General features: G+C 73.0%; 22 protein-coding genes. 6 read left to right on the forward strand and 16 right to left on the reverse strand.

What is annotated here, in order from left to right:
* Window positions 1–15: 15 nt before the first annotated feature.
* The 9 genes from ACLB9X_RS18340 to ACLB9X_RS18380 all read right to left on the reverse strand — a co-directional run bounded on the left by ACLB9X_RS18340 (window position 16) and on the right by ACLB9X_RS18380 (window position 10,957).
* Window positions 16–1,125, reverse strand: a complete 1,110-nt coding sequence (locus tag ACLB9X_RS18340) for a glutamate ABC transporter substrate-binding protein (protein WP_410361444.1) — start codon at window positions 1,123–1,125, stop codon at window positions 16–18.
* A gap of 11 nt (window positions 1,126–1,136) precedes the next feature.
* Entirely contained in the window at window positions 1,137–2,534 is a 1,398-nt protein-coding gene (locus ACLB9X_RS18345; protein WP_410361445.1) for a hypothetical protein, read from the reverse strand.
* Window positions 2,535–2,861: 327 nt separating this feature from the next.
* Window positions 2,862–3,833 carry an N-acetylglucosamine kinase gene (locus tag ACLB9X_RS18350; protein WP_410361446.1) on the reverse strand — a complete coding sequence of 324 codons (972 nt, stop codon included), beginning with the start codon at window positions 3,831–3,833 and terminating at the stop codon, window positions 2,862–2,864.
* Window positions 3,834–3,922: 89 nt separating this feature from the next.
* Window positions 3,923–5,188 (reverse strand): 6-phospho-beta-glucosidase, encoded by a 1,266-nt coding sequence (locus tag ACLB9X_RS18355; RefSeq protein ID WP_410361447.1) that lies wholly within the window; start codon window positions 5,186–5,188, stop codon window positions 3,923–3,925.
* A gap of 3 nt (window positions 5,189–5,191) precedes the next feature.
* Window positions 5,192–6,103, reverse strand: coding sequence for a carbohydrate ABC transporter permease (locus ACLB9X_RS18360; RefSeq protein ID WP_410361448.1), 912 nt, complete (start codon window positions 6,101–6,103; stop codon window positions 5,192–5,194).
* A 3-nt stretch (window positions 6,104–6,106) separates the two neighbouring features.
* Window positions 6,107–7,060, reverse strand: a complete 954-nt coding sequence (locus ACLB9X_RS18365; protein ID WP_410361449.1) for a carbohydrate ABC transporter permease — start codon at window positions 7,058–7,060, stop codon at window positions 6,107–6,109.
* Window positions 7,060–8,397 (reverse strand): ABC transporter substrate-binding protein, encoded by a 1,338-nt coding sequence (locus tag ACLB9X_RS18370; protein ID WP_410361450.1) that lies wholly within the window; start codon window positions 8,395–8,397, stop codon window positions 7,060–7,062. Before ACLB9X_RS18370 ends, ACLB9X_RS18365 begins: the two co-directional genes overlap by 1 nt.
* Before the next feature lie 103 nt (window positions 8,398–8,500).
* Window positions 8,501–9,703 (reverse strand): ROK family transcriptional regulator, encoded by a 1,203-nt coding sequence (locus ACLB9X_RS18375; RefSeq protein ID WP_410361451.1) that lies wholly within the window; start codon window positions 9,701–9,703, stop codon window positions 8,501–8,503.
* 183 nt (window positions 9,704–9,886) lie between these two features.
* Entirely contained in the window at window positions 9,887–10,957 is a 1,071-nt protein-coding gene (locus ACLB9X_RS18380) for a mechanosensitive ion channel family protein (RefSeq protein WP_410361452.1), read from the reverse strand.
* Window positions 10,958–11,250: 293 nt separating this feature from the next.
* Between ACLB9X_RS18380 and ACLB9X_RS18385 the strand changes: the two genes are divergently transcribed.
* Entirely contained in the window at window positions 11,251–11,787 is a 537-nt protein-coding gene (locus tag ACLB9X_RS18385; RefSeq protein ID WP_177150873.1) for an HNH endonuclease, read from the forward strand.
* Window positions 11,788–11,898: 111 nt separating this feature from the next.
* Here the strand turns inward: ACLB9X_RS18385 and ACLB9X_RS18390 are convergent, their stop codons facing one another.
* Complete coding sequence (locus ACLB9X_RS18390; protein ID WP_410361453.1) at window positions 11,899–14,811, reverse strand: beta-N-acetylglucosaminidase domain-containing protein; 2,913 nt, start codon at window positions 14,809–14,811, stop codon at window positions 11,899–11,901.
* A gap of 296 nt (window positions 14,812–15,107) precedes the next feature.
* Here ACLB9X_RS18390 and ACLB9X_RS18395 point away from each other — a divergent pair, with 296 nt between their 5' ends.
* From ACLB9X_RS18395 to ACLB9X_RS18415, 5 genes are all read left to right on the forward strand, one after another.
* Entirely contained in the window at window positions 15,108–15,377 is a 270-nt protein-coding gene (locus ACLB9X_RS18395; RefSeq protein ID WP_410361454.1) for a hypothetical protein, read from the forward strand.
* Window positions 15,378–15,387: 10 nt separating this feature from the next.
* On the forward strand, window positions 15,388–17,634 hold the full coding sequence (gene malQ / locus ACLB9X_RS18400) for a 4-alpha-glucanotransferase (RefSeq protein WP_410361455.1): 2,247 nt from the start codon (window positions 15,388–15,390) through the stop codon (window positions 17,632–17,634).
* A 23-nt stretch (window positions 17,635–17,657) separates the two neighbouring features.
* Window positions 17,658–17,888, forward strand: coding sequence for a hypothetical protein (locus tag ACLB9X_RS18405; protein WP_177150869.1), 231 nt, complete (start codon window positions 17,658–17,660; stop codon window positions 17,886–17,888).
* 180 nt (window positions 17,889–18,068) lie between these two features.
* A complete protein-coding gene (locus ACLB9X_RS18410; RefSeq protein ID WP_410361456.1) occupies window positions 18,069–19,019 on the forward strand; it encodes a DMT family transporter in 951 nt (316 codons plus the stop codon).
* 58 nt (window positions 19,020–19,077) lie between these two features.
* Window positions 19,078–19,989: a LysR family transcriptional regulator gene (locus ACLB9X_RS18415; RefSeq protein ID WP_410361457.1), complete on the forward strand. Its 912-nt coding sequence runs from the start codon at window positions 19,078–19,080 to the stop codon at window positions 19,987–19,989.
* 92 nt (window positions 19,990–20,081) lie between these two features.
* Here ACLB9X_RS18415 and ACLB9X_RS18420 read toward each other — a convergent pair whose 3' ends face one another.
* From ACLB9X_RS18420 to ACLB9X_RS18445, 6 genes are all read right to left on the reverse strand, one after another.
* Window positions 20,082–21,440, reverse strand: coding sequence for a cytochrome P450 (locus ACLB9X_RS18420; RefSeq protein ID WP_410361458.1), 1,359 nt, complete (start codon window positions 21,438–21,440; stop codon window positions 20,082–20,084).
* A 40-nt stretch (window positions 21,441–21,480) separates the two neighbouring features.
* Window positions 21,481–22,575, reverse strand: a complete 1,095-nt coding sequence (locus ACLB9X_RS18425) for a selina-4(15),7(11)-diene synthase (protein WP_410361472.1) — start codon at window positions 22,573–22,575, stop codon at window positions 21,481–21,483.
* Between the two features lie 243 nt (window positions 22,576–22,818).
* Window positions 22,819–23,439, reverse strand: a complete 621-nt coding sequence (locus tag ACLB9X_RS18430; protein WP_410361459.1) for a GTP-binding protein — start codon at window positions 23,437–23,439, stop codon at window positions 22,819–22,821.
* Window positions 23,420–23,779 (reverse strand): DUF742 domain-containing protein, encoded by a 360-nt coding sequence (locus tag ACLB9X_RS18435; protein ID WP_410361460.1) that lies wholly within the window; start codon window positions 23,777–23,779, stop codon window positions 23,420–23,422. Before ACLB9X_RS18435 ends, ACLB9X_RS18430 begins: the two co-directional genes overlap by 20 nt.
* Complete coding sequence (locus ACLB9X_RS18440) at window positions 23,776–24,192, reverse strand: roadblock/LC7 domain-containing protein (RefSeq protein ID WP_410361461.1); 417 nt, start codon at window positions 24,190–24,192, stop codon at window positions 23,776–23,778. The genes ACLB9X_RS18435 and ACLB9X_RS18440 overlap by 4 nt, the downstream gene beginning before the upstream one ends.
* A complete protein-coding gene (locus tag ACLB9X_RS18445; RefSeq protein ID WP_410361473.1) occupies window positions 24,189–25,658 on the reverse strand; it encodes a sensor histidine kinase in 1,470 nt (489 codons plus the stop codon). The genes ACLB9X_RS18440 and ACLB9X_RS18445 overlap by 4 nt, the downstream gene beginning before the upstream one ends.
* Between the last annotated feature and the right edge of the window lie 152 nt (window positions 25,659–25,810).

The raw sequence follows: 25,810 nt of genomic DNA on the forward strand, positions 1-25,810 counted from the left end.
CTCACCGGCCCCGGACTACTCCGCCCGGTACTTCGGCTCCGGCGGCGCGGTTATGCCGGGCAGGTCGGCGGCCAGCCACTTCGTGTACGACTGCATCCAGGCCCCTTTGCGGTAGTCCACGAGCACCTGGTTCACCCGGCGCACGAGGTCGTTCTTGCCCAGCTTGGTGGCCACGCCGTAGTACTCGGTGGTGAACGGCTTGCCGCCCTTGAGCTCGACCGCCGGGTCCTGGGCGGCCTGGCCGGCCGCCAGGGCGTTGTCCGTGACGATCGCGTCGACCAGGCCCTGCTGGAGCCTGACGAGGCAGTCCAGCTGGTTCGGCACGGTGTACAGGTCCTCGTCGGCCGGCTGCCCGTCGTGCTCGTCCGTGAAGGTGGCGCCGAAGCTGTTCTCCTCCAGCGCCTCGTACGCCGTCGAGCCCTCGGCCGAGCACACCCGCTTGCCCGCCAGGGACGTGTCGTACCCGGTGATCGGTGAGCTCTTCGGTGCGAGCACCTGCTGTCCGGTCTGGAAGTACGCCGTGGAGAACGCGACCTGCTCGATACGGGCGCAGTTGATCGTCATGGTGCGCACGACGATGTCCACCGCGCCGCTGTCGAGGGCGGCGATGCGCTGGTTGGTCGGGATCGCGCGGAAGATGACGGCGTCCTTGCTGCCGACGATGTTCTCGGCGATGGCACGGGCGAGATCGATGTCGAAGCCCTCCAGGACGCCGCCGGTCCGGCCGCCGGGTCCCCCCGACCCCGCCGCGCCGCCGCTCGGCGGAGCGGCCGGATTGTCTGCGTTCTCCCGGCCGCCGCTCGGGTTGCGGTAGCCCCAGCGGTAGCTGTTCTGGTCGACGCCGACGATCAGTTTGCCCCGCTTCTTGATCGCGTCGATGGCCGGTCCGCCGGCCGCGGACGGGCGCAGCGACGCCTCCGGGTCCTTGCAGTCGTCCGCCCGGCCGGGGACCGTCGTGCCCTGACCGGCGGGCTGGGGGCTGAGGGCGTCCGCGCCGCCGTGGGCCAGCGGCAGCAGTGTGACGGCCGCGGTCAGCGCGCACGCGGCGGCCATGGCCGCCACACCGCCCCAGCCGCGCAGGCTGCTCGGGCGCCTCTGGCGCGAGCCCGACCTGGTGTCCGTCATCTCTCCCCCTCTCACCGGTACTCCGAAAGCCTGCGGTTGATGCCGAGGATCGCGGCCACGGCCCCGAGAACGGCCAGCAGTGCCGCCCCGGCCGGCAGCCCGCCGAACGCCCCGCGCGCGTCCTCCGCGGCCTCGGTGAACTCCCGCTGCTCGTGCGCCAGCGCCTTCTCCAGCGCCTTGTCCACCTGGTCGAACGACTCGTCCGTGGAGCCCTTGCCGCCGATGACCTTGTGCACCGCGCCGTCGTAGTCGCCCGCCCTGTCGGTTTCGGTCACGTCCTTGTGGCGGGTCTGCCACTCCGACATGCTCCGCACGGCGTCCTGCACCGGATCGCGGCCCTCGCTGTCGTCGGCCAACTTCTCCGCCCGTGTCAGCTGTTCGCCGAGCCGTACCATGCCGCCGGCGTACTCCGTCTCGTACTTGTCGCTCTTGCCGTCGTCGGTCAGCACCGCGCCACGGGCGACCAGCGTCAGGTTCTCGTTGGCCCGGGCCTTCAGGGAGTTGATGCGGGCGTCGCCCAGGACCTTGAGGGACTGCTGGCCGTGCGTCTTCGCGTCGTTCAGCTGGGCACGGGCCACCGTGTGCCCGACCGCCAGCCACAGCAGCAGCACGGTGGACGCGGCAATGGCGGCGAGGAGCCCCTGATTGAAGACCCGGTTGGTGCGGCGGTAGTTGCGCCGCTGGGCCCACAGCAGCACGACGAAGGCGACCGCGCCGGCCGCGAGCGAGAGCACCGGCCAAAAGCGCGCGTCCGCGTCGTCCTGCTCCAGCCGGGCCGTCTCCGCGTCGTACAGCCGCTGGGCGGCCGGCAGGAGGTGCTTGGCCATCAGCTCGTTGGCGAAGCGCAGATACGCGCCGCCGAGCGGCCTGCCGAGCCTGTTGTTCGCGCGGGCGGTCTCGATCAGGCCCGTGTACCGCGGGAGCAACTCGTTCAGCTCGGCGATCTGACGGCCCGACTCGCTCGAACTCTCGGTGAAGGTTGCGGCTTTGACCAGCAGCCGTGACGCGCGCGCGACGTCCTTCTCGTACCTCTCGTGGACGTCGCGGGGCTCCTCGGCGCCCGCGAGGAAACCGCTCGACGCCGCCGTGTCCGCGTCGGCCAGCGAGCGGTACAGGGAGGCGGCGTCGGCGCTGAGCGGCTGGCTCCGGCTCACCACGTCGTCGGCGGAAGCGGCCCGGTCGGAGACCTCCATCGCCGTCACCGCGCCGAATAGCATTATCAGCCCCGCGAGAACGGCACCGATGATCTGCAGCCGCCCCGGCTCGGTCGTCGCCGCGGCCCGCAGCCGCCGCCTTCCCTCGGCCCACGCGCCGCCGTGCGCCGCCGGTCCTGCCGGAGGCCGTGCGGGCACGGGCACGGGCGCCGCGGCCGGCGAAGGCACGGTGCGCACATTCGGCGGGTGTGTCACGTGACCTCCCCCTCGGTCGCCGACGGCCCGCCCCCCGGCGGGTCCTGGGACAACTCCCGGCCAGCAGTATGGCCGCAGGGGACTGCTTCACACCACAAATGACTGGATCTTGTTCGACTCTTCGCGCCCCGGGCCGCCGGTCGGCGCCGTGCGCCTGGCCCGTCCCCCACCCTTGTCCCCACAGTGAATACGCTTCCCGGCCCGGTCCGGTTCCCACCGAACGGGTGATCCTGCGGCCGCCGTGCCCGCCCCGCGGCCGAGCCCCCCCCGCGCCGCCCGCCCCGCCTGGGGAGGGAACGGACGGCGGCGCGGTCCGGGCGGCGTCCCTCAACCCCCGTACCGGTCCCGCAGGGTGCGGTGTGCCTCGGGGGGCGCGGCGACGTGGTCGAGACCCAGCAGCGCCGCCCCCAGCACCGGCGCCGCCGTCACGACGCGCACCACCGCCTTCGGGGCCTTGACGGCCAGCAGTTCGGCGATGTCCGCGTCGAGTTGGGGGTGTCGGGCGGCGAGCACGCTGCCGCCCAGCACCAGCGGCGCCTCCTCGTCGAGAAGGTCCAGCCGCCCCAGCGCCACCGTGGCCATCGCGACCACCTCCTCCGCGAGCCGGCGCACCAGACCGCGCGCCACGGGATCGCCGTCCGCGCCGGCGGCGAACAACAGCGGAGTCAGCTCGTGTCTGCGCGCGGCCGGGATGCGGCCCAGGTGCAGCGCCTCGATCAGCGCGTACATCGAGTCGAGACCGAAGTGCGCGGGCAGCGTGCGTGCCAGCGCCGTCGGCTCGCCCCGCCCGTCCTCGGCGCGCGCCGCGAACCACAGTGCCTCGTCGGCGAGTCCCGCCCCGCCGCCCCAGTCACCCGAGAGCCTCCCGATGGCCGGGAAGCGGGCCGTGCGGCCGTCCGGCAGCAGGCCCGCGCAGTTGATGCCCGCGCCGCACACCACGGCGACGCCCCGCGGCTCGTCGACCCCGGCGCGCAGGACTGCGAAGGTGTCGTTGAGCACCTGCGTCGTGCGCCCCCACCCGCGTGCGTGCAGGGCCGCCGTCAACTCCGCCTCCTCCACCGGCAGATCGGCGTTGGCGAGGCAGGCCGACACGTGCTCGGCGACGCCGATCGGCGTGCCGCCCGCCCGAGCCGTGGCGAACACCTCGCCGACGGTCGACGCGAGCGCGTCGACGGCCGCGGCGACGCCGACCCTCGGCGGCTGGAAGCCGGGCCCCCTGGCCGACGCCAGGACGGCCCCGCCGGTGCCGACGCAGGCGACGTCGGTCTTGCTGTTCCCCGCGTCGATGGCGAGGACCACGCCGCCGGGTCCGCGGGAGGCCCCGTCCGGTCCGGCGGACGGGGTCCCCGACGGGGCCGCGGGACCGGGGCGTCTGCCGGGAAGGCCGCTCACGCCCACGCCAGGTGCTCCCGGTTGTGCGCGATCAGCTGGTCCGTGAGCTTCTCCGCGTACGCGTACTGGCCGATCAGCGGGTGGGCGAGCAGGGCCTTGAAGACCCGGTCGCGTCCACCGCGCAGCGCGGCCTCCAGTGCCAGGTCCTCGTACGCCGTCACACCGGCGATCAGCCCCGCGTACAGCGGATCGAGCTCCGGCACGGCCAGCGGTACCGCGCCGCCGGTGCCGACGCGGGCCTGCACCTCGACGACCGCGTCGTCCGGCAGGAACGGCAACGTGCCCTTGTTCCAGGTGTTCACCACCTGCACCGGGCTGCCCGCGCCGCCCAGCAGCGACGCGGCGAGGTCGACGGCGGCCTCGGAGTAGAACGCGCCGCCGCGCCGGGCGAGCAGCTCCGGCTTCTCGTCGAGGGCCGGGTCGCCGTACATCCGGAGCAGCCGGCGCTCCATGTCCGCCACCTCCGCCGCCCGCGACGGCTTGGTGCGCAGCTCCCGCACGACCTCGTCGTGCGCGTAGAAGTAGCGCAGGTAGTACGAGGGGACGACGCCGAGCCGGTCCAGCAGCGGGCGCGGCAGCCGCAGGTCGTCGGCGATCGCGTCGCCGTGCTCGGCGAGCAGCTTGGGCAGCATGTCCGCGCCCTCTGGGCCGCCGAGGCGCACACCGGTCTCCCAGGTGAGGTGGTTGAGCCCCACGTGGTCGAGGTGGACGTCGGCCGGGGCCACGTCGAGGAGCCGCGCGAACTTGCGCTGGAGTCCGATGGCGACGTTGCACAGGCCCACGGCCCGGTGGCCGGCCTGGAGCAGCGCCCGCGTCACGATGCCGACCGGGTTGGTGAAGTCGATGAGCCACGCGCCGGGGTTGGCGCAACGGACGCGCTCGGCGATGTCGAGCACCACCGGGACGGTGCGCAGCGCCTTGGCGAGACCGCCCGCGCCCGTCGTCTCCTGGCCGACGCAGCCGCACTCCAGGGGCCAGGTCTCGTCCTGTTCGCGGGCGGCCTGGCCGCCGACGCGCAGCTGCAGCAGGACCGCGTCCGCGTCGGCGACGCCCCCGTCCAGGTCGGAGGTGGTGACGATGCGTCCGTCGTGGTCCTGCTTGGCGAAGATCCGGCGGGCCAGGCCGCCGACGAGTTCGAGCCGGCCGGCGTCGGGGTCGATCAGCACCAGCTCCGAGACCGGCAGCGTCTCGCGCATCCGTGCGAAGCCGTCGATCAGCTCGGGCGTGTAGGTGGAACCGCCCCCCACAACAGCGAGTTTCATGTCTCAGCCCTTCACTCCGGTCAGGGTGACGCCCTCGATGAAGGCCTTCTGTGCGAAGAAGAAGACCACGATCACCGGCGCCATGATCAGCACCGTGGCCGCCATGGTCAGGTTCCAGTCCGTCTGGTGGGCGCCCTTGAAGGACTCCAGGCCGTAGCTCAGGGTCCAGGCGGCCGGGTTCTCGGAGGCGTAGATCTGCGGTCCGAAGTAGTCGTTCCAGCACGAGAAGAAGTGGAACAGCGCGGCGGCGGCGATCGCCGGCCTGGCCATCGGCAGCACCACGCGGACCATCGCGCAGAACTCGCCGCAGCCGTCGATCCTCGCCGCCTCGATGTACTCGCGCGGAATCGTCAGCAGGAACTGCCGCAGCAGGAAGATCGTGAACGCGTTGCCGAAGGCGAACGGGACGATCAGCGGCCACAGCGTGCCCGCGAGATCCATCTGCTTCGCCCAGAACAGGTACATCGGCACGATGATCACCTGCGGTGGCAGCATCATCGCCGCGATCACCAGCATCATCATCACGTTGCGCCCGCGGAAGCGGAATCTGGCGAGCGCGTACGCCACCGGAAGGCTGCTCGCCACGGCGAGCACCGTGCCGAGCCCCGCGTACAGCAGCGTGTTGCGCCACCAGGTCAGGAACCCGGGCGTGCGCCACACGGTGGCGAAGTTGCCCCACTCCCAGGTGCGCGGCCACAGGTCGCGGGTCAGCGCCTGGTCGTCGCTCATCACGGCGGTCAGGAACACGAAGACGAACGGGAGCACGAAGAACAGCGCGGCGGCGATGCCGAGCGCGTGGACGGCGACCCATTCCAGAGCCGCCCTGCGGCGCGCGGAGCGCCGGGCGGCGGTACCCACGTGCGGCACGGCCGCCGACGGGGCGAGCGGGCGCAGGGGAGTGGTCGTCCCGGTCATCGTTCAGTCCTCCGGCGACAGGAAGCCGCTGCGCCGGCGCATCAGGAACGCCGTGAACACCATGGCCAGTGCGAACAGCACCAACGCGACCACGCACGCCGCTCCGGTGTCGAAGCGCTGGAAGCCCAGGTTGTAGACGACCTGCGGGACGGTGAGCGTGGACTTGTCGGGGTAGCCGGGCTCGAAGTGCTGTCCGGAGCCGCCGATCACCCCGCTGGCGACCTTCGCGGCCACCAGGGGCTCGGTGTAGTACTGCATGGTCGCGATCACTCCGGTGACGACCGCGAAGAGCACGATCGGCGAGATGGTGGGCAGCGTCACGAAACGGAAGCGCTGCCAGGCGCTCGCGCCGTCCAGTTCGGCCGCCTCGTACTGCTCCTTGGGCACGTCCAGCAGCGACGCCATGAAGATGACCATCAGGTCGCCGATGCCCCACAGCGCGAGCAGCGTGAGCGAGGGCTTGGACCAGACGGCGCTGTTGAACCACTCCGGCTGCCCGAGCCCGAGCGCGCCCAGCACGGTGTTGGCCGGGCCCGTGCCGGGGTTGAGCAGGAAGACGAACGACATCGTCGCCGCGACCGGTGGGGCCAGATAGGGCAGGTAGAACAGGGTGCGGAAGACGCCCGCGCCCGTCCTGATCCGGGTGACGAGCAGGCCGATGCCCAGCCCGAAGACGACGCGGAGCGTCACCATCACCAGGACGAGCCACAGGGTGTTGGCCAGCGCGGGCCAGAAAAACGGGTTGTCCCGGAAGACGTACACCCAGTTCCTCAGGCCCACGAAGGAGGGCGGGGCGAACCCGTCGTACTCCATGAAGGAGAAGTAGACGGTCGCGATCAGCGGGTAGGCGAAGAAGACGCCGAAGCCGACGAGCCAGGGCGACAGGAAGCCGAGGGTGCGCAGCGCGGAGCGGCGGCGCCTGGCCCTCACCGCCGGTGCGAGGTGGGCCGTGGTCATCAGCGGGCCTGCTCGTTGTCCTTGTCGACCTGGATGTCGTTCTTCCGCAGCAGTGCGTCCAGGTCCTTCTCGGTGCCCTTCTCGTACTTCTGGGCGTGGTCCTGGAGGGTGAGCAGGAAGGCGCCGCCGTTGACGGACGAGGGGGCGTGCGAGCTCTTGGGGTGCTGCGCGATGTCGACGAACGTGCGGTACAGGGGGTCGTTGCTCAGCTTCGGTGACTTCAGGGCCGCCACGGTGGAGGGCACGTTGTGGATGGCGTTGGCGAAGGAGACGACCGCGTCGGTGTCGGTGGACAGGTACTTCACCAGCTCCCACGCGGCGTTCTTCCTCGGGCTGTTGCTCGCGATGCCGAGGATCGTGCCGGAGAGGTAGCCCTTGCCGTAGTCGCCCGCCTGGTCGTCGGGGACGGGGAAGGGCGCCGCGCCGATCTCGAAGGGGAGCTTCGCGTCGGAGGCCATCTTGCCGCGCCACTCGCCGTCGAGCTGCATGGCGACCTGGCCGGTGTGGAACGGGTGCTTGGGACCCCACTCGTCGCCGAGCGAGGTGCGGAAACGGTTGAGCTTCGAGAAGCCGCCGAGGTCGTCCACGAGCTTCTTCTGCCAGGTCAGCATCGCCTTCACGGCCGGGTCCTGCGCCGTGTTCGACTTTCCGTCCGTGTCGACGTACCGGATGCCGAACTGGCCGCCGTAGTGCTCGACCGTGGTCTCGTATCCGAGGTACAGGGGCATGAAGCCGAGCCGTGCGAAGCCGTCGCCCTTGGGCTCGGTGAGCTTCTTGACCGCCGCGTCGAACTCGGACAGCGTCTTCGGCGGGGCCTTGATGCCGGCCTCCTCGAACGCGGTCTTGTTGTAGTAGAGGCCGTACGCGTCTCCCAGCAGCGGCACCGTGCAGCGGGTGCCGTCGTGCTCGGTGTATCTCGCCATCTGTGGCAGGAACGTCTTGTGCGGGTCGATGCCGGACTCGTCCAGGAACGGCTTGAGGTCGGTGAGCGCCTTGGAGGAGCAGAACCGGCCGACGTTGTCGGTGGTGAAAGACGAGACGACGTCCGGGGCGCTGGAACCGCCCGCACGGAGGCCCTGGTTGAGCTTGTCGTCGGTGATGTCCTTGACGACCTTGACCCTGATATGGGGGTGCTTGTCCTCGAACGCCTTGATGTTGGCCTCGATCGCCGCGACCTCGCCGGGCGCGGACCAGCCGTGCCAGAAGGTCAGCGTGGTCTTCGCGTTCGGGTCGTCGGTGGCCTCGGTCCCGGCGGAGCCGGTACAGGCCGAGGCGAGGAGCACTGTGGCGGCCGCCGCCGCGAGCGCGGCGGCCGTCGTCCGGCGGTTTCTGGGCATGGCGGTGTCTCCCTGTGGCGTGGACGAGTCGGCGTGGAACAGTCGGCGAGGACCGAGTCGGCGAGGACGGAGTCGGGGAAGGGGAGAAGCGGGGGACGAGGGGTCAGCGGGAGGTGTCGAAGACCTCGTCGCGGGTCGTGGCCAGGGCGGTTTCCAGCGCGCCCCGCAGCACGGGGCTGCGGCGCACCGAGCCGAGCAACAGCCGGGGCCGGGAGGCCGCCAGCTCGGTGAGCTCGGCCTGGACGCGCTCGCGCAGCGGCTCCCCGCCCGCGACGATTGCCTCGCCGGACAGGACGACGAGCTCGGGGTCGAGCACGGCGACCATGGACGCCAGACCGGTCGCGAGCCCGGTCGCGTAGGCGTCGAGCAGCTGCCGGTACGGTCCCGAGTCCGCTTCCGCGGCACGGGCGACCAGCGTGGCGGCGACCTCCGCGTGGGGACCGCTGCCGACACCCTCGATGCCGAGCTCCCGCGCGAGCCGGGGCAGCGCCTGGGCGCCGGCCAGTTCCTGGAAGCCGCCGCTGTTGGCCTTGGTCACCTGGCGGACCAGCGGGGTCCCGGGCACGGGCAGGAAGCCGACCTCGCCCGCGCCACCGGTGAAGCCGCGGTGCAGCCGGCCGCCGATGACGACGGCGGCGCCGAGGCCCTCCTCGTTCCACAGCAGCACGAAGTCCTCGTGGCCGTGGGCGGCGCCGCCGCGCTGCTCGGCGACGGCGACGAGGTTGACGTCGTTCTCGTACTCGACGGGCATCGGCAGCGCCGCGGCGAGTTCGTCCAGCAGCGTGGGGGAGTGCCAGCCGGGCAGGTGGGAGGCGTAGCGCAGGCGTCCCGTGGAGGGGTCGAAGGCGCCGGGCGTGCCCACGACCGTGCGGTGGACGTCGGCGCGGGTGACGCCTGCGGCCTTGACGGCGCCGTCGAGCGCGTCGCCGACCTGCCGCACGACGCTCACCGTACGGCGCCCCGGCGTGGGCAGCTCGAACTCGCCCACGGTCTCGCCGGTGATGTCGGCGACGGCGGCGCGGATGCGCTGCGGGGTGACGTCGAGCCCGGCCGCGTAGGCGGCGCGGGCGTTGACGGAGTACAGCTGGGCGCTCGGGCCGGGCCGCCCCTCGGTGGTGCCGGTCGCCACGACGAGGCCCGCCGCCTCCAGCCGGGCCAGCAGCTGGGACGCGGTGGGCTTGGACAGGCCGGTGAGCTTGCCGATCCGGGTACGGGAGAGGGGGCCGTGCTCCAGCAGCAGATCGAGTGCGGCACGGTCGTTCATGGCGCGCAGCACACGCGGGGTTCCGGGGGTGGTTCCGGCCACGACGGTCGCACCTGCCTTTCGATCCGGAGGACTGGCGGCACTGTTAGGAAAGTTTCCTATTCTCGTAGGGGAAAAGTAGGCCGCCGGTCAGCGCGTCGTCAATGGCAAACGCCCCCTGGGCAACCAAAGAGTTACCGAGGGGGCGCTGCGAGCGGTGCGGGCCGGGGCCGGCCCGGCCGGGCGCTACTTCGACAGGTTCGCCGGCGGCGGGATCGGAGAGGCGGCCAGCGACTGCGGGGACGTCGTGGACGCGTAGGCGGACGGCGCCGCCATGCCGGCCGCCGGGTCGGCGGCAGCCGCCTCCGCCGGCTGCGGCAGGCCGCCGACGATCCGGATGCCCGCGGCGTCGAAGGCCCGCTTGATCCGCCAGCGCAGCTCCCGCTCCACGCCGAGCGACTTGCCCGGCATGGTCTTCGCCGACACCCGGAACGTCATCGACTCCAGCAGCACCTCGGTCAGGCCCAGCACCTCGACGGGGCCCCACAGCTGCTCGTTCCACGGCTCGTCCTTGGCCAGGTCGTCCGCCACCTCGCCGATCACGGCCTTGACCCGGTCCAGGTCCTCGGACGAGCGGACCGTGACGTCGACGCCCGCGGTCGCCCAGCCCTGGCTGAGGTTGCCGATCCGCTTGATCTCGCCGTTGCGGACGTACCAGATCTCGCCGTTGTCGCCGCGCAGCTTCGTGACGCGCAGGCCGACCTCGATCACCTCGCCGGAGGCGACGCCCGCGTCGATCGAGTCCCCGACGCCGTACTGGTCCTCCATGATCATGAAGACGCCGGAGAGGAAGTCCGTGACGAGGTTACGCGCGCCGAAACCGATCGCGACACCGGCGACACCGGCGGAGGCGAGCAGCGGCGCGAGATCGATCTTGAACGCGCCGAGGACCATCAGGAACGCGGTGCCGAGGATGACGAAGGACGCGATCGAGCGGAGCACCGAGCCGATGGCCTCCGAGCGCTGCCTGCGCCGCTCGGCGTTGACCAGCAGACCGCCGAGCGCCGTGCCCTCCACCGCCTGCGCGGAGCGGTTCATCCGCTCTATCAGCTTGGTCAGGGCCCGGCGCACGAGCATGCGCAGCACGAGGGCCACGACGAGGATCAGCGCGATGCGCAGCCCGGTGTTCAGCCAGACCGACCAGTTCTCCTCGACCCAGCCCGCGGCGTTGCCGGCCTGCTTGGCGGCCTCGTCGAGCGTGACGGGTGCGGGCGAGGGATCGGCATCCGCGCGGACGGCGGACCAGAACGCGGTCACGGGGGGAGACCTCCAGGCGTGCGGTGGGACGAGGGGCCTGGCGGCCACGATCCGCCGGACAGCCCCAACCACCCTAACGGCGGACGAAGGCTGTCACGGCGTGGTCGGCCGGGGGAGAGACAAGGCTCACGCGGGGGAAGAAAGGGGGAGGAACGTCCCGAGGCCCTGTGGCGGAAAACACTTCCAGCCCGTTACCTGCACGTGGTGGCGCCGGGACCGGCCATGAGGACAAACTGAAGACAGATCGTCCCGGCGCGAGCCACGCGCCGCCGGCGTACAAGGAGGCATCCACCGTGCCGCACGTCCTGGTCCTCAACGCGTCGTACGAGCCGCTCGGCGTCGTACCGCTCCGCCGCGCGCTCGTCCTCGTCCTCGAGAACAAGGCAACCTGCCTCGAGGAATCCGGCGCCTTCATGCACAGTGCGACCCGTGTCGTCGCCGCTCCCAGCGTGGTGCGGCTCAAACGGTTCGTGCGGGTCCCCTACCGGGGGCCCGTTCCTCTCACCCGCAAAGCGCTCTTCGCCCGCGACGGCGGGCGCTGCATGTACTGCGGTGGCGTCGCAACCAGCGTCGACCATGTCGTTCCGCGCAGTCGCGGGGGACAGCACGCCTGGGACAACGTGGTGGCCGCCTGCCGCCGCTGCAACCACGTCAAGGCCGACCGGCACCTGCGCGAACTGGGCTGGCGCCTGCGCCACCAGCCCGCGCCGCCCAGCGGACTGGCCTGGCGCATCATCGGGACCGGACATAGGGACCCGCGCTGGCTGCCCTACCTGCAGCCGTACGGCGCGGACGACGCGATGGCCCGGATCGACGGCATCTCAGCCTGACGACCGCGGGCCATTTTTTGTGCCCGCCCTCCCCGCCGAGCGCCGCCCGGGGAGGGCGCCGCGCACTCCGGCGCCGCCGGCCGTCCCTCGCTCCGCGGCCGTGCCCGCGCGTCACTCGGCGACGGCGTAGGTCTCCACCGAGAACAGCGAGTACCCGAAGTCGGTGACCCGCTCGTCGCCCTGGACGCGGACGAAGCGGGTGTCCCCGGCGTCCATGCGGACCGACTCACGGCCGCCCTTGCCGTCCGTGACCGTCGCGGCCGTGCGCCAGACCCGGCCGTCCGACGAGACCTGAATGCGGTACCGCGTCGCGTACGCCTCCTGCCAGTGCAGCACCACCATGCCCACCCGCTCCGGCCGCGGCAGCTCCAGCTGCCACCAGGCCGTCGGGCCGAGCGTCGAGGACCAGCGGGTGCGCGGGTCGCCGTCGACGGCCGCCGCGGCCGGGTAGTCCGCGGTCTCGTCGCCGGACGAGGACACGCGCACACCGGCGGTGCGCGCGAGGTCCGTGGTGCCGGTCCGCGGGAAGGCGCGCACCGTCAGCGTGCTCTCCTGTCCCGCGAAGGACAGCGGCACCTGGTACTCGCCCGCGGGGGTGTCCTCGGGGACCGTCACCTCCACCGGCACCGTGGTCCGCAGCCCGCGCGGCACCGTCGTCTCCTTCGGCACCTTCACCTCGATGCCCGCCGGCGCCTTCGCGGTCAGCGCGCCGCGCACCGCACCGGGCCGCTGCGCCGTCAGCCGCACCCCGGCGCGCTGCGGAGCGCCGCCGATCTCGGCGCTGGTCTGGGCGCGGACGAGGTCGAGCCCGGCCGCGGGCTCGTCCGCGAACCACGGCACCACCGAACGGACCGGCACCGGCCCGTCCCCGTCCGGCGCCACCCGCAGTGCGTCGACCCTCACGCCCCTGGCGTCCGTCTGCGTCCAGCCCCCGGCCGACAGCGGCGCGAGCGCACGCCAGCCCTCGCCGGGCACGTGCGCCTCGAGACGCCCGCGCGGGGCGGCCGTGGGCTCGGTCATCACCGTGACCGCCGTCAGCGGACGCGGCCGCCCCAGCCGTACGGTGTCCTCGCCCTCCCGGGCCCGGTCGGCACCCGTCCAGGCCCGCGACTCCTTCACCGCGCGGTCGACGAACGGGCCGAGCACGCCCTTGCCGACGGTGGCCCGGCTCGCCCGCAGCTCCTTGCGCAGCGCCTCCAGGTCGAGAGACGCCTGCCAGGCGGCCTGCCCGTCCCCGCGCGCCTGTGCCCGGAGCATGTCGACCGCCAGCTCGCCGGCCCGGCCGTAGCGGGCCAACTGGTCCAGCCACGGCCGTACTTCGCGGGCCAGCTGCCCGTCCGCGGTGTGCTCGAGCCGCTCGGGCGCACGGCGCATCCCCGTGAACGCCGCACGCAGCGCCTCGGCCGCCCGGTCCCGCGCCCGCGCGTCCGGCGTGGTGCGCGAGTCCCAGAACGCGTCCATCAGCGGGCGCAGATACGCCGACTCGCTCTCGGGGCTGAGGATCGACGACGCGTCGTTCCCGGCCAGGGCCGCCAGCGCCTCCCGCGTGCGCGGGTCGCCGCCCGCGAGGTCGTCCAGCGCGGCCTGCCAGGACTGCTCGGGGCGGTAGCCCTTCGGGTTCCAGGCGTAGTCGGCCGCGGTGAACAGGGGGATGCGGGAGGCGGACGCCTGCTCCATCGCGTTGGCCAGCAGAGCCGCCGAGCCGGTCGCGACCGCGGGCTCCCGGCCGGAGTACGGGCCGAGGAACAGCCGGTCCTGCGCGTAGTCGTTGACCGGGTAGTTGTCCATCGTGACCAGCGGATGGCCGAACGCGTCCCGCGCGCCCGCCAGTTCACGCCCCGTGATCGTGCGCGGCACGACGCCGACACCGGTCCAGGCCACGCGCACCGCCCCGTCGAGCTCCCTCGCGAGCGCCGTGCGGTACTCCGTGGCGCCCTCCTGGTAGAACTCGGTCGGCATCACCGACAGCGGCTCCGCGCCCGGGTGGCGGCCGGCCAGGTGCCGGGCGACGGCGTCCGCGACCCGGGCCTGGGCCCTCGCCGCGGCCTCGGGACCCGACCCGTACGTGTCCGCGTCCTTCTCGCAGTGCCATTCGCTGTAGCTCACGTCCTGGAACTGCAGCTGGAAGGCGCGCACCCCCAGCGCCCACATCGCGTCGATCTTGCGGGTCAGCGCCCGCAGGTCCCCGTCGTCGGCCAGGCACATGGACTGCGCGGGCGCGACGGCCCAGGCGAGGGTGACGTGGTTGCGCCGTGCGCGCTCGGCCAGTTCGCGGAACTCCGCGCGCTGCGCCGCGGGGTACGGCTCGCGCCACATCGTCTGCCGGTAGGGGTCGTCACCGGGGGCGTACAGATAGCGGTTCTGCTTGGTGCGTCCCATGAAGTCGAGCTGGGCGAGCCGCTGTTCGTGCGACCAGGGTTGGCCGTAGAAGCCTTCCGTCATGCCCCGCACGGCCGTTGCGGGCCAGTCGCGCACGACGACGCCGGCGACGCGGCCGTCCGTCACGAGCTGCCGCAGCGTCTGCACCCCGTGGAACAGGCCGTCGCCGCCCACCCCGTCGAGCGCGACCGTGTCGCGCCCCGCGGTGCGGCCCGCCGCGAGGCGGTAGCCGCCCGCGGGCAGGTCGGCGCGCTCCGCCGCGCGCAGGGCGCGCAGCGCCTCGTGCGCGCCCTGGCCTCCGACCCGGAACACCGGCCCGCGGCCGGGCAGTTCGGTGTGCACGGTCCGCACGCCGGCCTCGTGCAGCAGGTCCTTCAGCAGCCCGACCGCGTACGGGTCGGCGGCCGGGTCCGCTATGACGGTCGCCTCGTCGCCGAGCGGGATGGCACCGCCCGTGGGGCGCAGCGATTGAGGGCGCGGCCACACGGAAGGTGTCGCCGCGGCGCCCTCGGGGTCCTGCGCCGATCCGGCCGGGGCACCGGGGTCCGCGGGGGCCGCGACGGCCCCCGGCGCCCCGCCCAGCAGGCCGCCGATGACGGCGACGGCGACGGCCGCCGCTGTACGTCTTCCGCCCCCGAGCCGCACGCCGGTCTCCCCTCGTTCTCCCCTGCCGTTCCGGTCGGTTCGAGCCCACCACCCCCACCGTGAGGGTGTCAATGCACGTGGCCGTTGTGTGCCTTTTGCCTGGTGCGGCGGGGTGATCGGAGCGACTTCGCAGACCTCCCGGGCGGATCGGCGCGTCGCCGTGGCCGACCGCCGGACGGGCAACACCATGTGACGCGGAACACGTTGGCCGGTCGTTTACGTCTGTGGTCGTGCCCACGGGGTAGGGCTGCTGTGACCCGTTCACGACCGTTCACGCCCGCTTGGAGTGATTTACCGTGGCCGCATCCGCGCACCTGCTGCTCTCCGCCCTGTCCAAACAGGTCCCGGCGCAGCCGGCGCATGCCCCGGCAGGCTGCCCGCCCACCCACGCGGCACAGTTCACCGGCGAGCCCCCGCTCGCCCCCGACGTGCCGCTCACGAGCGAGCCGCCGCTCGCTCACGCCGCCCCTCTCACCAGCGAGCCCCCGCTCGCCGACATCGCGCCCCTGACGAGCGAGCCGACCGCCCACGGCACGGCGGGCGGCGCGGAGTCACCAGGGGTCTGAAGGAGTCCGCATGGGCCTTGCCAGGCTCGCCGCGCTGCACGGAGTCGCCACCACCTTCGAGCCCTCCGAGGGCGTCACTGTGGCGGTCCCCGACGCCACCGTCGTGGCCGTCCTCGCCGCGCTCGGCATCGACGCGTCCACCCCACAGGCGGTCGCCGCCGCCCTGGACCGTGCGGACCGCGCCGCGACGGAGCGGCTGCTGCCGCGGACGGTCGTCGTCTGGCAGGACGGCGCGCGGACGCGACCGCCGTCCGCGCTCGGCGATCTGCCCGGCGGCACCCGGCTGTACGTCGAGACGGAGGGCGGCGGCGAGACCGACCCCGAGACGGAAGGCCCCGGCGGCTGGGGCCGGATGCCGCACGGCGTGCACCGGCTCCGCGCCGAGACCCCCGACGGCCGCACTTCCGCCGCGCACCTCGTCGTCGCGCCCCGCGAGGTGCCCCGGCCCGAGGGCCGCTCGTACGGCTTCCTGGTGCAGCTCTACTCCCTGCTGTCCGCCCGGTCCTGGGGCATGGGCGATCTGGGAGACCTCGCCGAGCTCGCCGCCTGGTCCGGCCGCGCGCTGGGCGCGTCCTTCGTCCAGGTGAACCCGCTGCACGCGGCGGTGCCGGGCGCCCCCGCCGACCCCTCCCCGTATCGCCCCTCCTCACGCCGCTTCCCCGACCCCGTCCACCTGCGCGTCGAGGACGTCCCGGAGTACGCGTACGCGGCTCCCGCGCAGCGCGCACGGCTGGAGGAGCTGCGCGAGAAGGGCGCCGAGCTGCGGGAATCCGTCCTCGCCAAGGGTGCGCTGATCGACCGGGACGCCGTGTGGGAGCTGAAGCGCGAGGCTCTGGAGATCCTGCACACCGTCCCCCTGGGGCCCGGCCGCCACGCCGCCTACTGCGCGTTCCTCGCCGAGCAGGGCCGGGCCCTGGAGGACCACGCGACCTGGTGCGCGCTCGCCGAGGTGCACGGCTCCGCGTGGCGCAGCTGGCCGGTCGCACTGCGCGATCCCCGCTCGCCCGAGACCGCGCGGGCGCGCAGCGAGCTGATGGACCGGGTCGACTTCCACAGCCGTCTCGTGTGGCTGACCGACACGCAGCTGGCCGCAGCGGGCCGGGCGGCACGCGAGGCGGGCATGGGCGTCGGCGTCGTGCACGACCTGGCCGTGGGGGCGCACCCCGACGGTGCCGACGCGTGGGCCCAGCAGGACGTCTTCGCCGCCGGGATGTCGGTCGGCGCCCCGCCCGACGCGTTCAACGCCCGCGGCCAGGACTGGGGGCTGCCGCCCTGGCGCCCGGACGCGCTGGCCGCCTCCGGGTTCGCGCCGTACCGGGGCCTGCTGCGCAGCATCCTGCGCAACGCGGGCGCGCTGCGCATCGACCATGTGATGGGCCTGTTCCGGCTCTGGTGGATGCCGCAGGGCGCCCCGCCCACCGAGGGCACGTACGTCCGCTACGACGCCGAGGCGATGCTCGCGGTCCTCGTCCTGGAGGCGCACCGCGCGGGCGCCGTCGTCGTGGGCGAGGACCTGGGCACGGTCGAGCCGGGCGTGCGGGAGGCGCTCGCGGACCGTGGCGTGCTGGGCACCTCCGTGCTCTGGTTCGAGCGGGACTGGGCGGGCGACGGCCGCCCGCTGCCGCCTGAGCGGTGGCGGGAGGGATGCGTCGCCACCGCCACCACCCACGACCTGCCCTCCACCGCGGCCCGGCTCAGCGGCGGCCACGTGGAATTGCGCCACCGGCTCGGGCTGCTGACCCGGGGCCTGGAGCAGGAGCGGACGGAGGACGCGGCCGATGTGCGGGAGTGGCTGGGCGTGTTGGAGCGCCTCGGCCTGCTGCCCGAGGGGGCGGGCGACGAGGAGGCCGGTATTCGGGCGGTCTACCGCTTCCTGCTGCGCACGCCGGCGCGCATGGTCGGGGTGTGGCTGCCGGACGCGGTCGGCGACCTGCGCCCCCAGAACCTGCCGGGCACCTGGGACGAGTACCCGAACTGGCGGCTGCCCGTCGCGGACGGCCAGGGCGGGCCGGTGTCCCTGGAGGACCTCGCGGCCTCGCCGCGCCTGCACCGGCTGATGACGGCCTTCGCGCCCGTGGAAACCGCCGCCCCCTCCCGTACAGCACCCGCGGCGACCGGCTCCGGGCCGGGTACGACAACTCCTGCGACCGGGTCGGGGTCCCGTACGGCACCCTCGGCGACCGGCTCCGGGTCCCGCACGACACCTCCGGCCACCGGCTCCGGGTCCCGTACGGTACCCCCGGGCGCGCGGCCCTGAAGGGCGTTCGCTACGTTGGCACCGTGGACAAGAAGAACGCCTTGCGCGCCGGCGCCGTCGCAGCCGGTACGACGCTGATGATGCTGCTGATGTCGTCCCCCGCGCTCGCGCTCACCCCGGACGACGGCGACGACCCGGGTCCCGGCCTGAGCGTGGCCGAGACCCTCGGCCTGTATGTCGTGGCGCCGATCGCCCTGTTCGTGGTGATCGCCGGCCTGGTGATGGTGCTCGACAAGTCCAGGAAGCAGAGCTGACGCCGCGCTGACCCCAGCCTTCGAGGCGCCCCGACGCTGACGCGTCCGGGGCGCCTTTGTCGTGCCCGGAGCCCGAATCATTCGGATCTGCTTAAAACAATCGTCGTAAGTATTCGATGGACCTAAGAGGTCTTCCCGGGCGACGGTGGACGCACCGCCCGCCCGACAGGAAGGCACAGGATGGCCGTGACGGCCCCGGAGCACGCCCACACCACCACCAGCAGGACGAACGCCGCGCGACGGGCGCGGCGGGGAGCGGCATCGGGACTGCTGTTCGCGGCGGTGGCGACCGTCGTCTGGTCCGGCAGCTTCGTCACCTCGCGGGCCCTGCACGACTCCGTGCCCCCGGCGCAGGCCGCCTTCTGGCGCTGGATCGTGGCCATCGTCGCGGTCGCTCCCTTCGCGGTGCGTGCCGCCTGGCGCCGGCGCGCCCTGATCCGCCGCCATCTGCCCTTCCTGCTCGCCGCCTCCCTGCTCGGCGTCACCGTCTACAACACCCTCGTCAACCAGGCCGGACTCACCACGTCCGCCGGCAACATGGGCCTGATCATGGCCGCGTCGCCCGTGGTGATGGCGCTGTACGAGAGGCTCGGCGGCACCCGGCTCGGCGCGCGCCGCACCACGGGGATGCTGGTCGCCTGCGGGGGTGTGCTGCTGCTGGTCGGCGACGGGTCCCTGTCGGTGGACTTCGTCGCCGGAGACCTGTGGATGTTCGCCGCGGCGCTCAGCTTCGCCTCGTACAGCGCGCTGCTGCGGCGGCGTCCCGCCGGGATCGACGGGGTGGTCCTGGTCTTCGTCACCTTCGTCCTGGGAGCGCTGCTGCTCGCGCCCCTCTTCGCCGTCAGCCTCGCCCTCCAGGGCGGCTTCACGCCGACGGTGGGAACGGTGGGCCCGCTGGTGTACGTGGGCGTCTTCTCCTCCGCGGTCGCGTTCTTCGCCTGGAACCGCGCCATCGCCCTGATCGGCGCCGCCCGCGCGGGAGCCGTCTACTACCTGCAGCCCGTGTGCGTGGCGCTGCTCTCGTACGCCGTGCTGGGCGAGTCGATGGGGACGGCGCAGTTCGTGAGCATGGGACTGATCCTCGGCGGAGTGATGCTGGCGGCGGCGAGGAGCGCCACGGTCGCCGAGTGACCCGTCGTTGAAGCGCGCGGCAGGCGGTGGCCGGGCCCGGCCGGGATAGCGTGCCGGCATGAACGGTACGCGGGATTGGGACATCAGGAAGCTGCGGATCCTGCGCACGCTCGGCGAGCGGGGGACCGTGACCGCGACGGCCGAGGAGCTGATGATGACGCCCTCGGCCGTCTCCCAGCAGTTGTCGAACCTGTCCGCACAGCTCGGCGTCCCGCTCCTCGAGGCGCACGGCCGCCGGGTCCGGCTCACCGACGCCGCCCACCTGGTGCTCCGTCACGCGGACTCGGTGTTCGCCCAGTTGGAGCGCGCCGACGCCGAACTCGCCGGGTACCTGCGGGGCGAGACGGGCACGGTGCGGGTCGGGGCGTTCTCGACGGCCGTGCCCGCTCTGGTCGTTCCGGCCGTACGGCGGCTGCGGGCCGCGCATCCGGGGCTGCAGGTGCGCATCAGGGAGACGGAGGCGGCCGAGGCGTACGACCTGCTGTCGTCGGGCCGGGTGGACCTGGCGCTCTCGCTGGCCGCCCAGGCCCCAACAGCCCGCGATCCCCGGTTCGCCCTGGTGTCCCTGCTCGCCGACCCGCTCGACGTGGCGTTGCCGGCGGACCATCCGCTCGTGGAGCGGGCCGGGCTGCGGCTGGCCGACCTGTCGGACGAGCCCTGGATCTTCGGCGGCAGCGGCCCCTGGTCGGAGATCACGCTGGCGGCCTGCGAGAGCGCCGGTTTCGTTCCCGAACAGGCGCACAGCGCGGCGGGCTGGACCGCCATCCTCGCGATGGTCGAGGCGGGGATGGGCGTCGCGCTGGTCCCACGCATGGCGGCGGCGGAGCGCCGGGGCGGCGTGGTGATGCGCGTACTGGAGCACGATCAGCCGCGCCGTCACGTCCTGGCGGCGGTACGGCGTGGCTCCGAGACGTCGCCGCGCATCGCACGGGTGCTGTCGGCCCTGCGTGCGTCGGCACGGGCGTGCTGAGCCGCCGCGGCGGCTCGCCCACGGCCGGCCATGGCGCTGCGGGGGCTCGGGCACGCGACCTCGACGCCGACCGGGCGCGCTCCTCGGCCGCGCTACGCGTCCCGGGGCGTCACGGTCATCGGCATGCGGTCCGGGTGTGCCACCGCCGACGCCACCTCCTTCGGCACATGGCCCCCCGCCGGGCGCAGCTGCCAGCGGGCGAGCACGGTGGCCAGCGCGATCGTCGCCTCCGTCCACACGAAGGCGTCCCCGATGCACTTGCGGTTGCCCGCGCCGAACGGGATGTACGAGTGGCGGGACACGGCCGTACGGCGCTCGGGCAGCCAGCGGTCGGGGTCGAAGCGGTCCGGGTCCTCGTACAGGTCGGGGTCCCGGTGCATCGCGTAGAGGCTGAAGCCCACCTCCGTGCCCGCGGGCAGCGCGTAACCGCCGAGCTCCACGGGTGCCGTCGCGCGGCGCATGAGCAGGGTGACGCCGTGCAGCCGGATCACCTCGTCGAGCACACGCCGGACCGCCTCCAGCCGGGGCACGTCCTCGATGGCGACGGGGCGGTCGCCCACCACGTCCTTGATCTCGGCCACGAGCCGCGCCTCGACCTCGGGGTGCTGCGAGAGCTCGTAGAAGGTCCAGGAGAGCGTGGACGCGGTGGTCTCCGCGCCGGCGAAGAGGATGGTGCTCAGCTCGTCCCTGACCTCGGTGTCGGACAGTGCGTCTCCGGTCTCCGCATCGCGCGCCTCCAGCAGCACGGACAGCAGGTCGTTGTGTCCGGTGTCGCCGGTACGGCGGGTCTCGGCGACCACCTGGTCGATGACCGAGCGCAGGGTCGCGGCCGCGGCGTCGAAGTCCCGGTTGGGCTTGATCGGGAGGCGGTCCAGGAACTTGGGTGACGCCGCCCGTATCAGCAGGTTCTTCAGCACGACCGGAAGGTTCTCGCGGACGGCGACCACCGCGGGCTGCCCGATGTCCGTGGAGAACAGGGTCGTCGCGAGTGTCTCGACGGCGTACTGGGCCATCGCCTGCTCCATCTCGATCTCCTGGCCCGCCGTCCAGGAGTCCGCGAGCGCGGTGGCACTGGCGCTCATCGCCTGCGCGTACAGGGTGATCCGCTGCGGGTGGAACATCGGCTGGATCAGCCGGCGGTGGCGCCGGTGCACCTCGCCGCCCGCCGTGGCGAGGCCGTTGCCCGCGAGCGGACGCAGCCGGTCGAAGAAGCGTCCCTTCTCGAAGTTGCGGGCCTGGCGGACGGTGACCTCGTGGATCAGCTCCGCCGATGTGGCGACGTACATCGGCATGGTGCCGAGGTTCACCCGGACCAGTTCGCCGCTCTCCCGCAGGGACGTGAGGAAGCCGAGGGGCCGGCGCCACAGGGCGAGGGCGTGGCCGAGCAGCGGCACCGCGCCGGGTGCGACGGGTACCGACCGCAGGTCGGCCGGCTGAACTCCGACTGACACCGGAGAATCCTTTCCCTGGATACGGCTGTGGGGGCCCGCTCTAGGCGGTGTACGCGGCGCGCCGCCCGTGCACGGAGGGCGCGGGGGAGCCGGGGACGAGATCCCACCACCAGGCGACGGCGGGGATGTCCAGCGGCTCGTGGCGGTCGTCGGTCGGGGTGTCGCTGAAGACGGGCGGCAGGTTCGCCGGGTCGTCGGGGGTGGTGTAGCGCACGGAGCTGATGCCCCAGTCCTGGGCGCCGCGTATGAAGCTGGACAGGCTGCGCAGGTACTGCCGCAGCTGGGGACTGCCCTGCTCGGACAGCTGCCCGCACAGGCGGGTGTACAGGCACATCACCCGGTCCCGCTGGGTTATCGCGGTCGTGAGCGCCTGTTCGGTGCTCATGCCCTGCCGCTCCAGCACGCGCAGGGCGTTGAGGTAGTAGCCGGGGGCCTTGCGCTCCTTGTGGTGCGAGAAGATGTCGTTGTCCCAGGTGATGACGAACGACGCCATCTCCGCCACGGCGCGCACCGCGGTGCGGTCCCGCTCGTGGGGCTGGAGCTCGTAGCCGTGGCCCATCTCCAGCATGGGCAGGACGACCGAGGTCGCGCCGTCGTACAGCCGCATCAGGGTGTAGTCGTTGAGGTCGGGCACGGTGCCGGCCCTGCGGTGCGCGGCCTCCCACACCACGGAGAAGAAGTACTCGCGCAGGGCGTCCACCCAGCGGGCCGTCTGGCCCGCCGTGCCGTACCGGTCGATGCGCATCCGCAGGTCCCGCAGGCCCGCCGCCAGCGAGTCGTCATGCATCATCGGCGCCTCGGGGTTCTGCGCCACCCGGATCAGACGGTGCAGCAGGCCGGCCAGGTCGCCGGGGCGGTGGCCCAGTTCGCCTTCCTCGCAGTGTCCGTCGTCCACCCCGAAGAGCCACAGGACGAAGTCCGCCAGGAGCGAGACGACCTCCTCGCGGCCCTCGGGCAGGATCCGCGCCGCGAACGTGCCGATGTCCTGCACCACCAGCTTGGCCCGCAGCGCCTCGGAGCCGATGCGGTACGTCTCGGCCCAGGCCGCGGTCTGGACGTCTATGTCCGCGTGCCGGGGGTGTATCGCAGGTGGAATGGGCGAGAAGATCGGCGGGACGGTCAGCTCGGACTCCACGGCGGCCTGCCTCTCGACGCGGGTGCGGCGCGTCAACGCCCTTGTCACACGCGCGACTTGCACCTCAGAGTGATCATCTAGGCGCATCGTACTCAGCCGGATTGGCTGATCCAACAGGACGAATCCCCGGCGAAACGGTGCACAACGGCCCATCGGCGGCCGGAATCGCTGCATGGACTCCGCCGCGGGCGCTCGCCGGTGCGGGCCCCTCGCCGGCCCCGGCCGCCGGGCACGGGCGACCGGTCACGACGCCGCCTGCGCCCGGGCCAGGGACTGCAGATAGCGCATCAGGGCCATCAGCACGTCCCGGCTGGACGCGCGGTCCCGCGCGTCGCACAGCACGATCGGCACCGACTCCGGCAGGTCCAGCGCGGCGCGCAGCTCCTCCACCGGGTAACGAGGCGCGTCCGGGAAGGAGTTGACCGCCACCACGAACGGCACGCCGCGCTCCTCCAGCCGGCCGATGACGTCGAAGCTCACCTCCAGCCGGCGGGTGTCGACCAGCACAACCGCGCCGAGCGCGCCCTCGAACAGCCCGCGCCACAGGAACCAGAAGCGCTCCTGCCCCGGGGTGCCGAACAGGTACAGCACCAGTTCCTCGTTGATGCTGATGCGGCCGAAGTCCATCGCGACCGTCGTCGAGGTCTTGCGTTCCACGCCCTGCGTGTCGTCCACGCCGACGCCGGCCTGGGTCATCGTCTCCTCGGTCGTCAGCGGCCTGATCTCGCTGACCGAACCGACCAGGGTCGTCTTGCCGACGCCGAAGCCACCCACGACGACCACCTTGACGGCGGCCGTGGTGGTGGCCGGCAGCACGTCCTCGCTCCGCGGGCCGAGAGCCTGCTCAGAGCTTCTGAAGTCCATCGATCACTGCCTCAATCAAAGCGCGGTCGGGGAGGTGGGCGGCCCGGACGGGTGCGCGGGCCAGCACCTTGTCCTCGGCCAACAGGTCGCTGAGCAGCACGGTGATCACACTCACCGGCAGGCCCAGGTAGGCGGATATCTCGGCCACCGAGAGCGGCGCCTGGCAGATCCGGATGATGGCCGCGTGCTCCGGCTGCATCCCGGGCTTGGGGCCGGACCTGGCCACGATCAGTGTGACCAGATCTAAGGCCGTGGGCGCGAAGGATCCGCTGCGGCCGCCGGTGATGACGTACAGCCGCTCCGGACCGCTCGGCTCCCAGACCTCGTCCGCTTCGCTCACGCGGTCTGCCCCTCGTGCCGCGGCGGCGTGCTCAGGTGCTCTCCGATCCGCAGTACGAGGTCCCGCATGCGCTGGCCCATCAGTCCGGCGTCCACGCCCTCGTCGGCGAGCACCGCGAGGTAGGCACCCGCGCCGGCCGCCATCAGGTAGAAGAAGCCGCCGTTCATCTCGATGACGACGAGCCGCATCCCGCCGTCGCCGTCCGGGAGTTCGGCGGCGACCGCGGCCGCGAGGCTCTGCAGTCCGGCGCAGGCGGCAGCCAGCCGGTCTGCCGTGTCCGTGTCCGCGCCGTACTGCGCCATGCGCAGTCCGTCGGCGGACAGCACGACGACGTTTCGGGTCTGCGGTACGCCCTCTGCCAGGTCCTTGAGCATCCAGTCCATGTTGCTCTGGTGGGACTGCCGCTGAATCATGGCTGCTCGTTTCCGTTGCTCGTCGGGGGGGTGTCGCCGGACAGGCCGCTCTGGAAGGCGGCCAGCCACATGCCGGGCTGCACCGCCGGCGCTGCGTCCGCCGCGGAGTCCGGCTGGGTCGCGGGAGCCGTCGGGGCCGTGGCCGCCCCGGCCGCGGGGACGGCGGGAGCGGTCGCCCGGTTCTTGCGGCGTCGCTGCGGCAGTCCGTTCGCGGTCCGCTCGGTCACCTGCGGTGCGTCCTCCGCCGGCAGGGGCGCCGTGGGGCCGGTGACCGGGCGCGGCAGCCGCTCGTGGGTGTCGGAACCGGTGGGACGGGGGACGGACGCCGCGCCGATGCCGTGCGCCAGACCGGTCGCCGAGGCGGACGTGGTGATCAGGGCCTGGGGGACGACGAGGACGGCGCGCACACCGCCGTACGCGGAGGAGCGCAGCGACACCTGGAAGCCGTACGCCTGCGAGAGCCGGCCGACCACCGCGAGGCCCAGGCGCGGGGTCTCGCCCAGGTCGTTGACGTCGATGCCCTGCTGCGCCTGGCGCAGCATCCGCTCGGCGCGCCTGCGTGCCTCCTCGCTCATGCTGACGCCACCGTCCTCGATCTCGATGGCGACGCCCGACTGTACGTCGACCGCGGTCAGATGGACCCTGGTCTGCGGCGGCGAGTAGCGGGTGGCGTTGTCCAGCAGCTCGGACAGGGCGTGGATCAGCGGTTCGACGGCGGTGCCGACGACGGCGACCTCACAGACCGAGTGCAGCTCCACGCGCTGGTAGTCGATGATCCGCGACATGGCGCCCCGCAGCACGCTGTAGAGCGGGACGGCCTTGCTCCACTGGCGGCCCGGGCGGGCGCCGCCGAGGACGGCGATCGAGTCGGCGAGCCGGCCGATCAGCGCGGTGCCGTGGTCGATGCGCAGCAGGTCGCCGAAGACCTCCGGGCTCCCGCCGTGCCGGTCCTCCATCTCCCGCAGCTCCTGGGCCTGCTGGTGAACGATGGCCTGAACGCGACGGGCGATGTTCACGAAGGCGCGCTGCGCGGACTCGCGCAGGTCCTCCTCGGCGCTGACCGCGTCGGCGACGGAGCGGAGCACCGCGTGGTGCTCGGCCGGTGCGTCGACGGCGGCGAGCACGTCCTCGGGGAAGCCGCCCTTGCGCAGGGCATCGACCACCTGGGGCAGCAGCTCGCCCGCGAGGCGGCTGGTCTCGGCCGCGCGGTGGGCGAGCAGCGCGTCCTGCGCCGCGACCCGCTCGCGCAGGTCGGCGACCAGTCTGTCCCGGCGCGCCACCACGGCGCAGGCGACGGCGACCATGGCGACGGCGACGGCGGACACGATCAGTACGGGGGTGCGAGCCGACGCGGAGACCAGTAACGCGGCCACGATCGCGGCCACGGCGGTCACGGCGACGGGCAGCCGCCAGACGAGGCTCGCCCCCGCCCGTGGACGTCCGGTCGACGTTCCCTGTCGAACCATCAGCATCCTCAGAATCGAACGGGAAGAGATCACATGAAACGACGGGCGGGAGCATATCCCGCTTGGCGCACGGGAGTTGACGCCGGGGTTACGGGCTGGCGCGTTGTCGACGGCCGAAAGCACAAAGAGGCGGGGGGGGGGGGGGCGGGGGG

This window comes from Streptomyces sp. 5K101 (genome assembly GCF_046506645.1).
Lineage (GTDB): Bacteria > Actinomycetota > Actinomycetes > Streptomycetales > Streptomycetaceae > Streptomyces.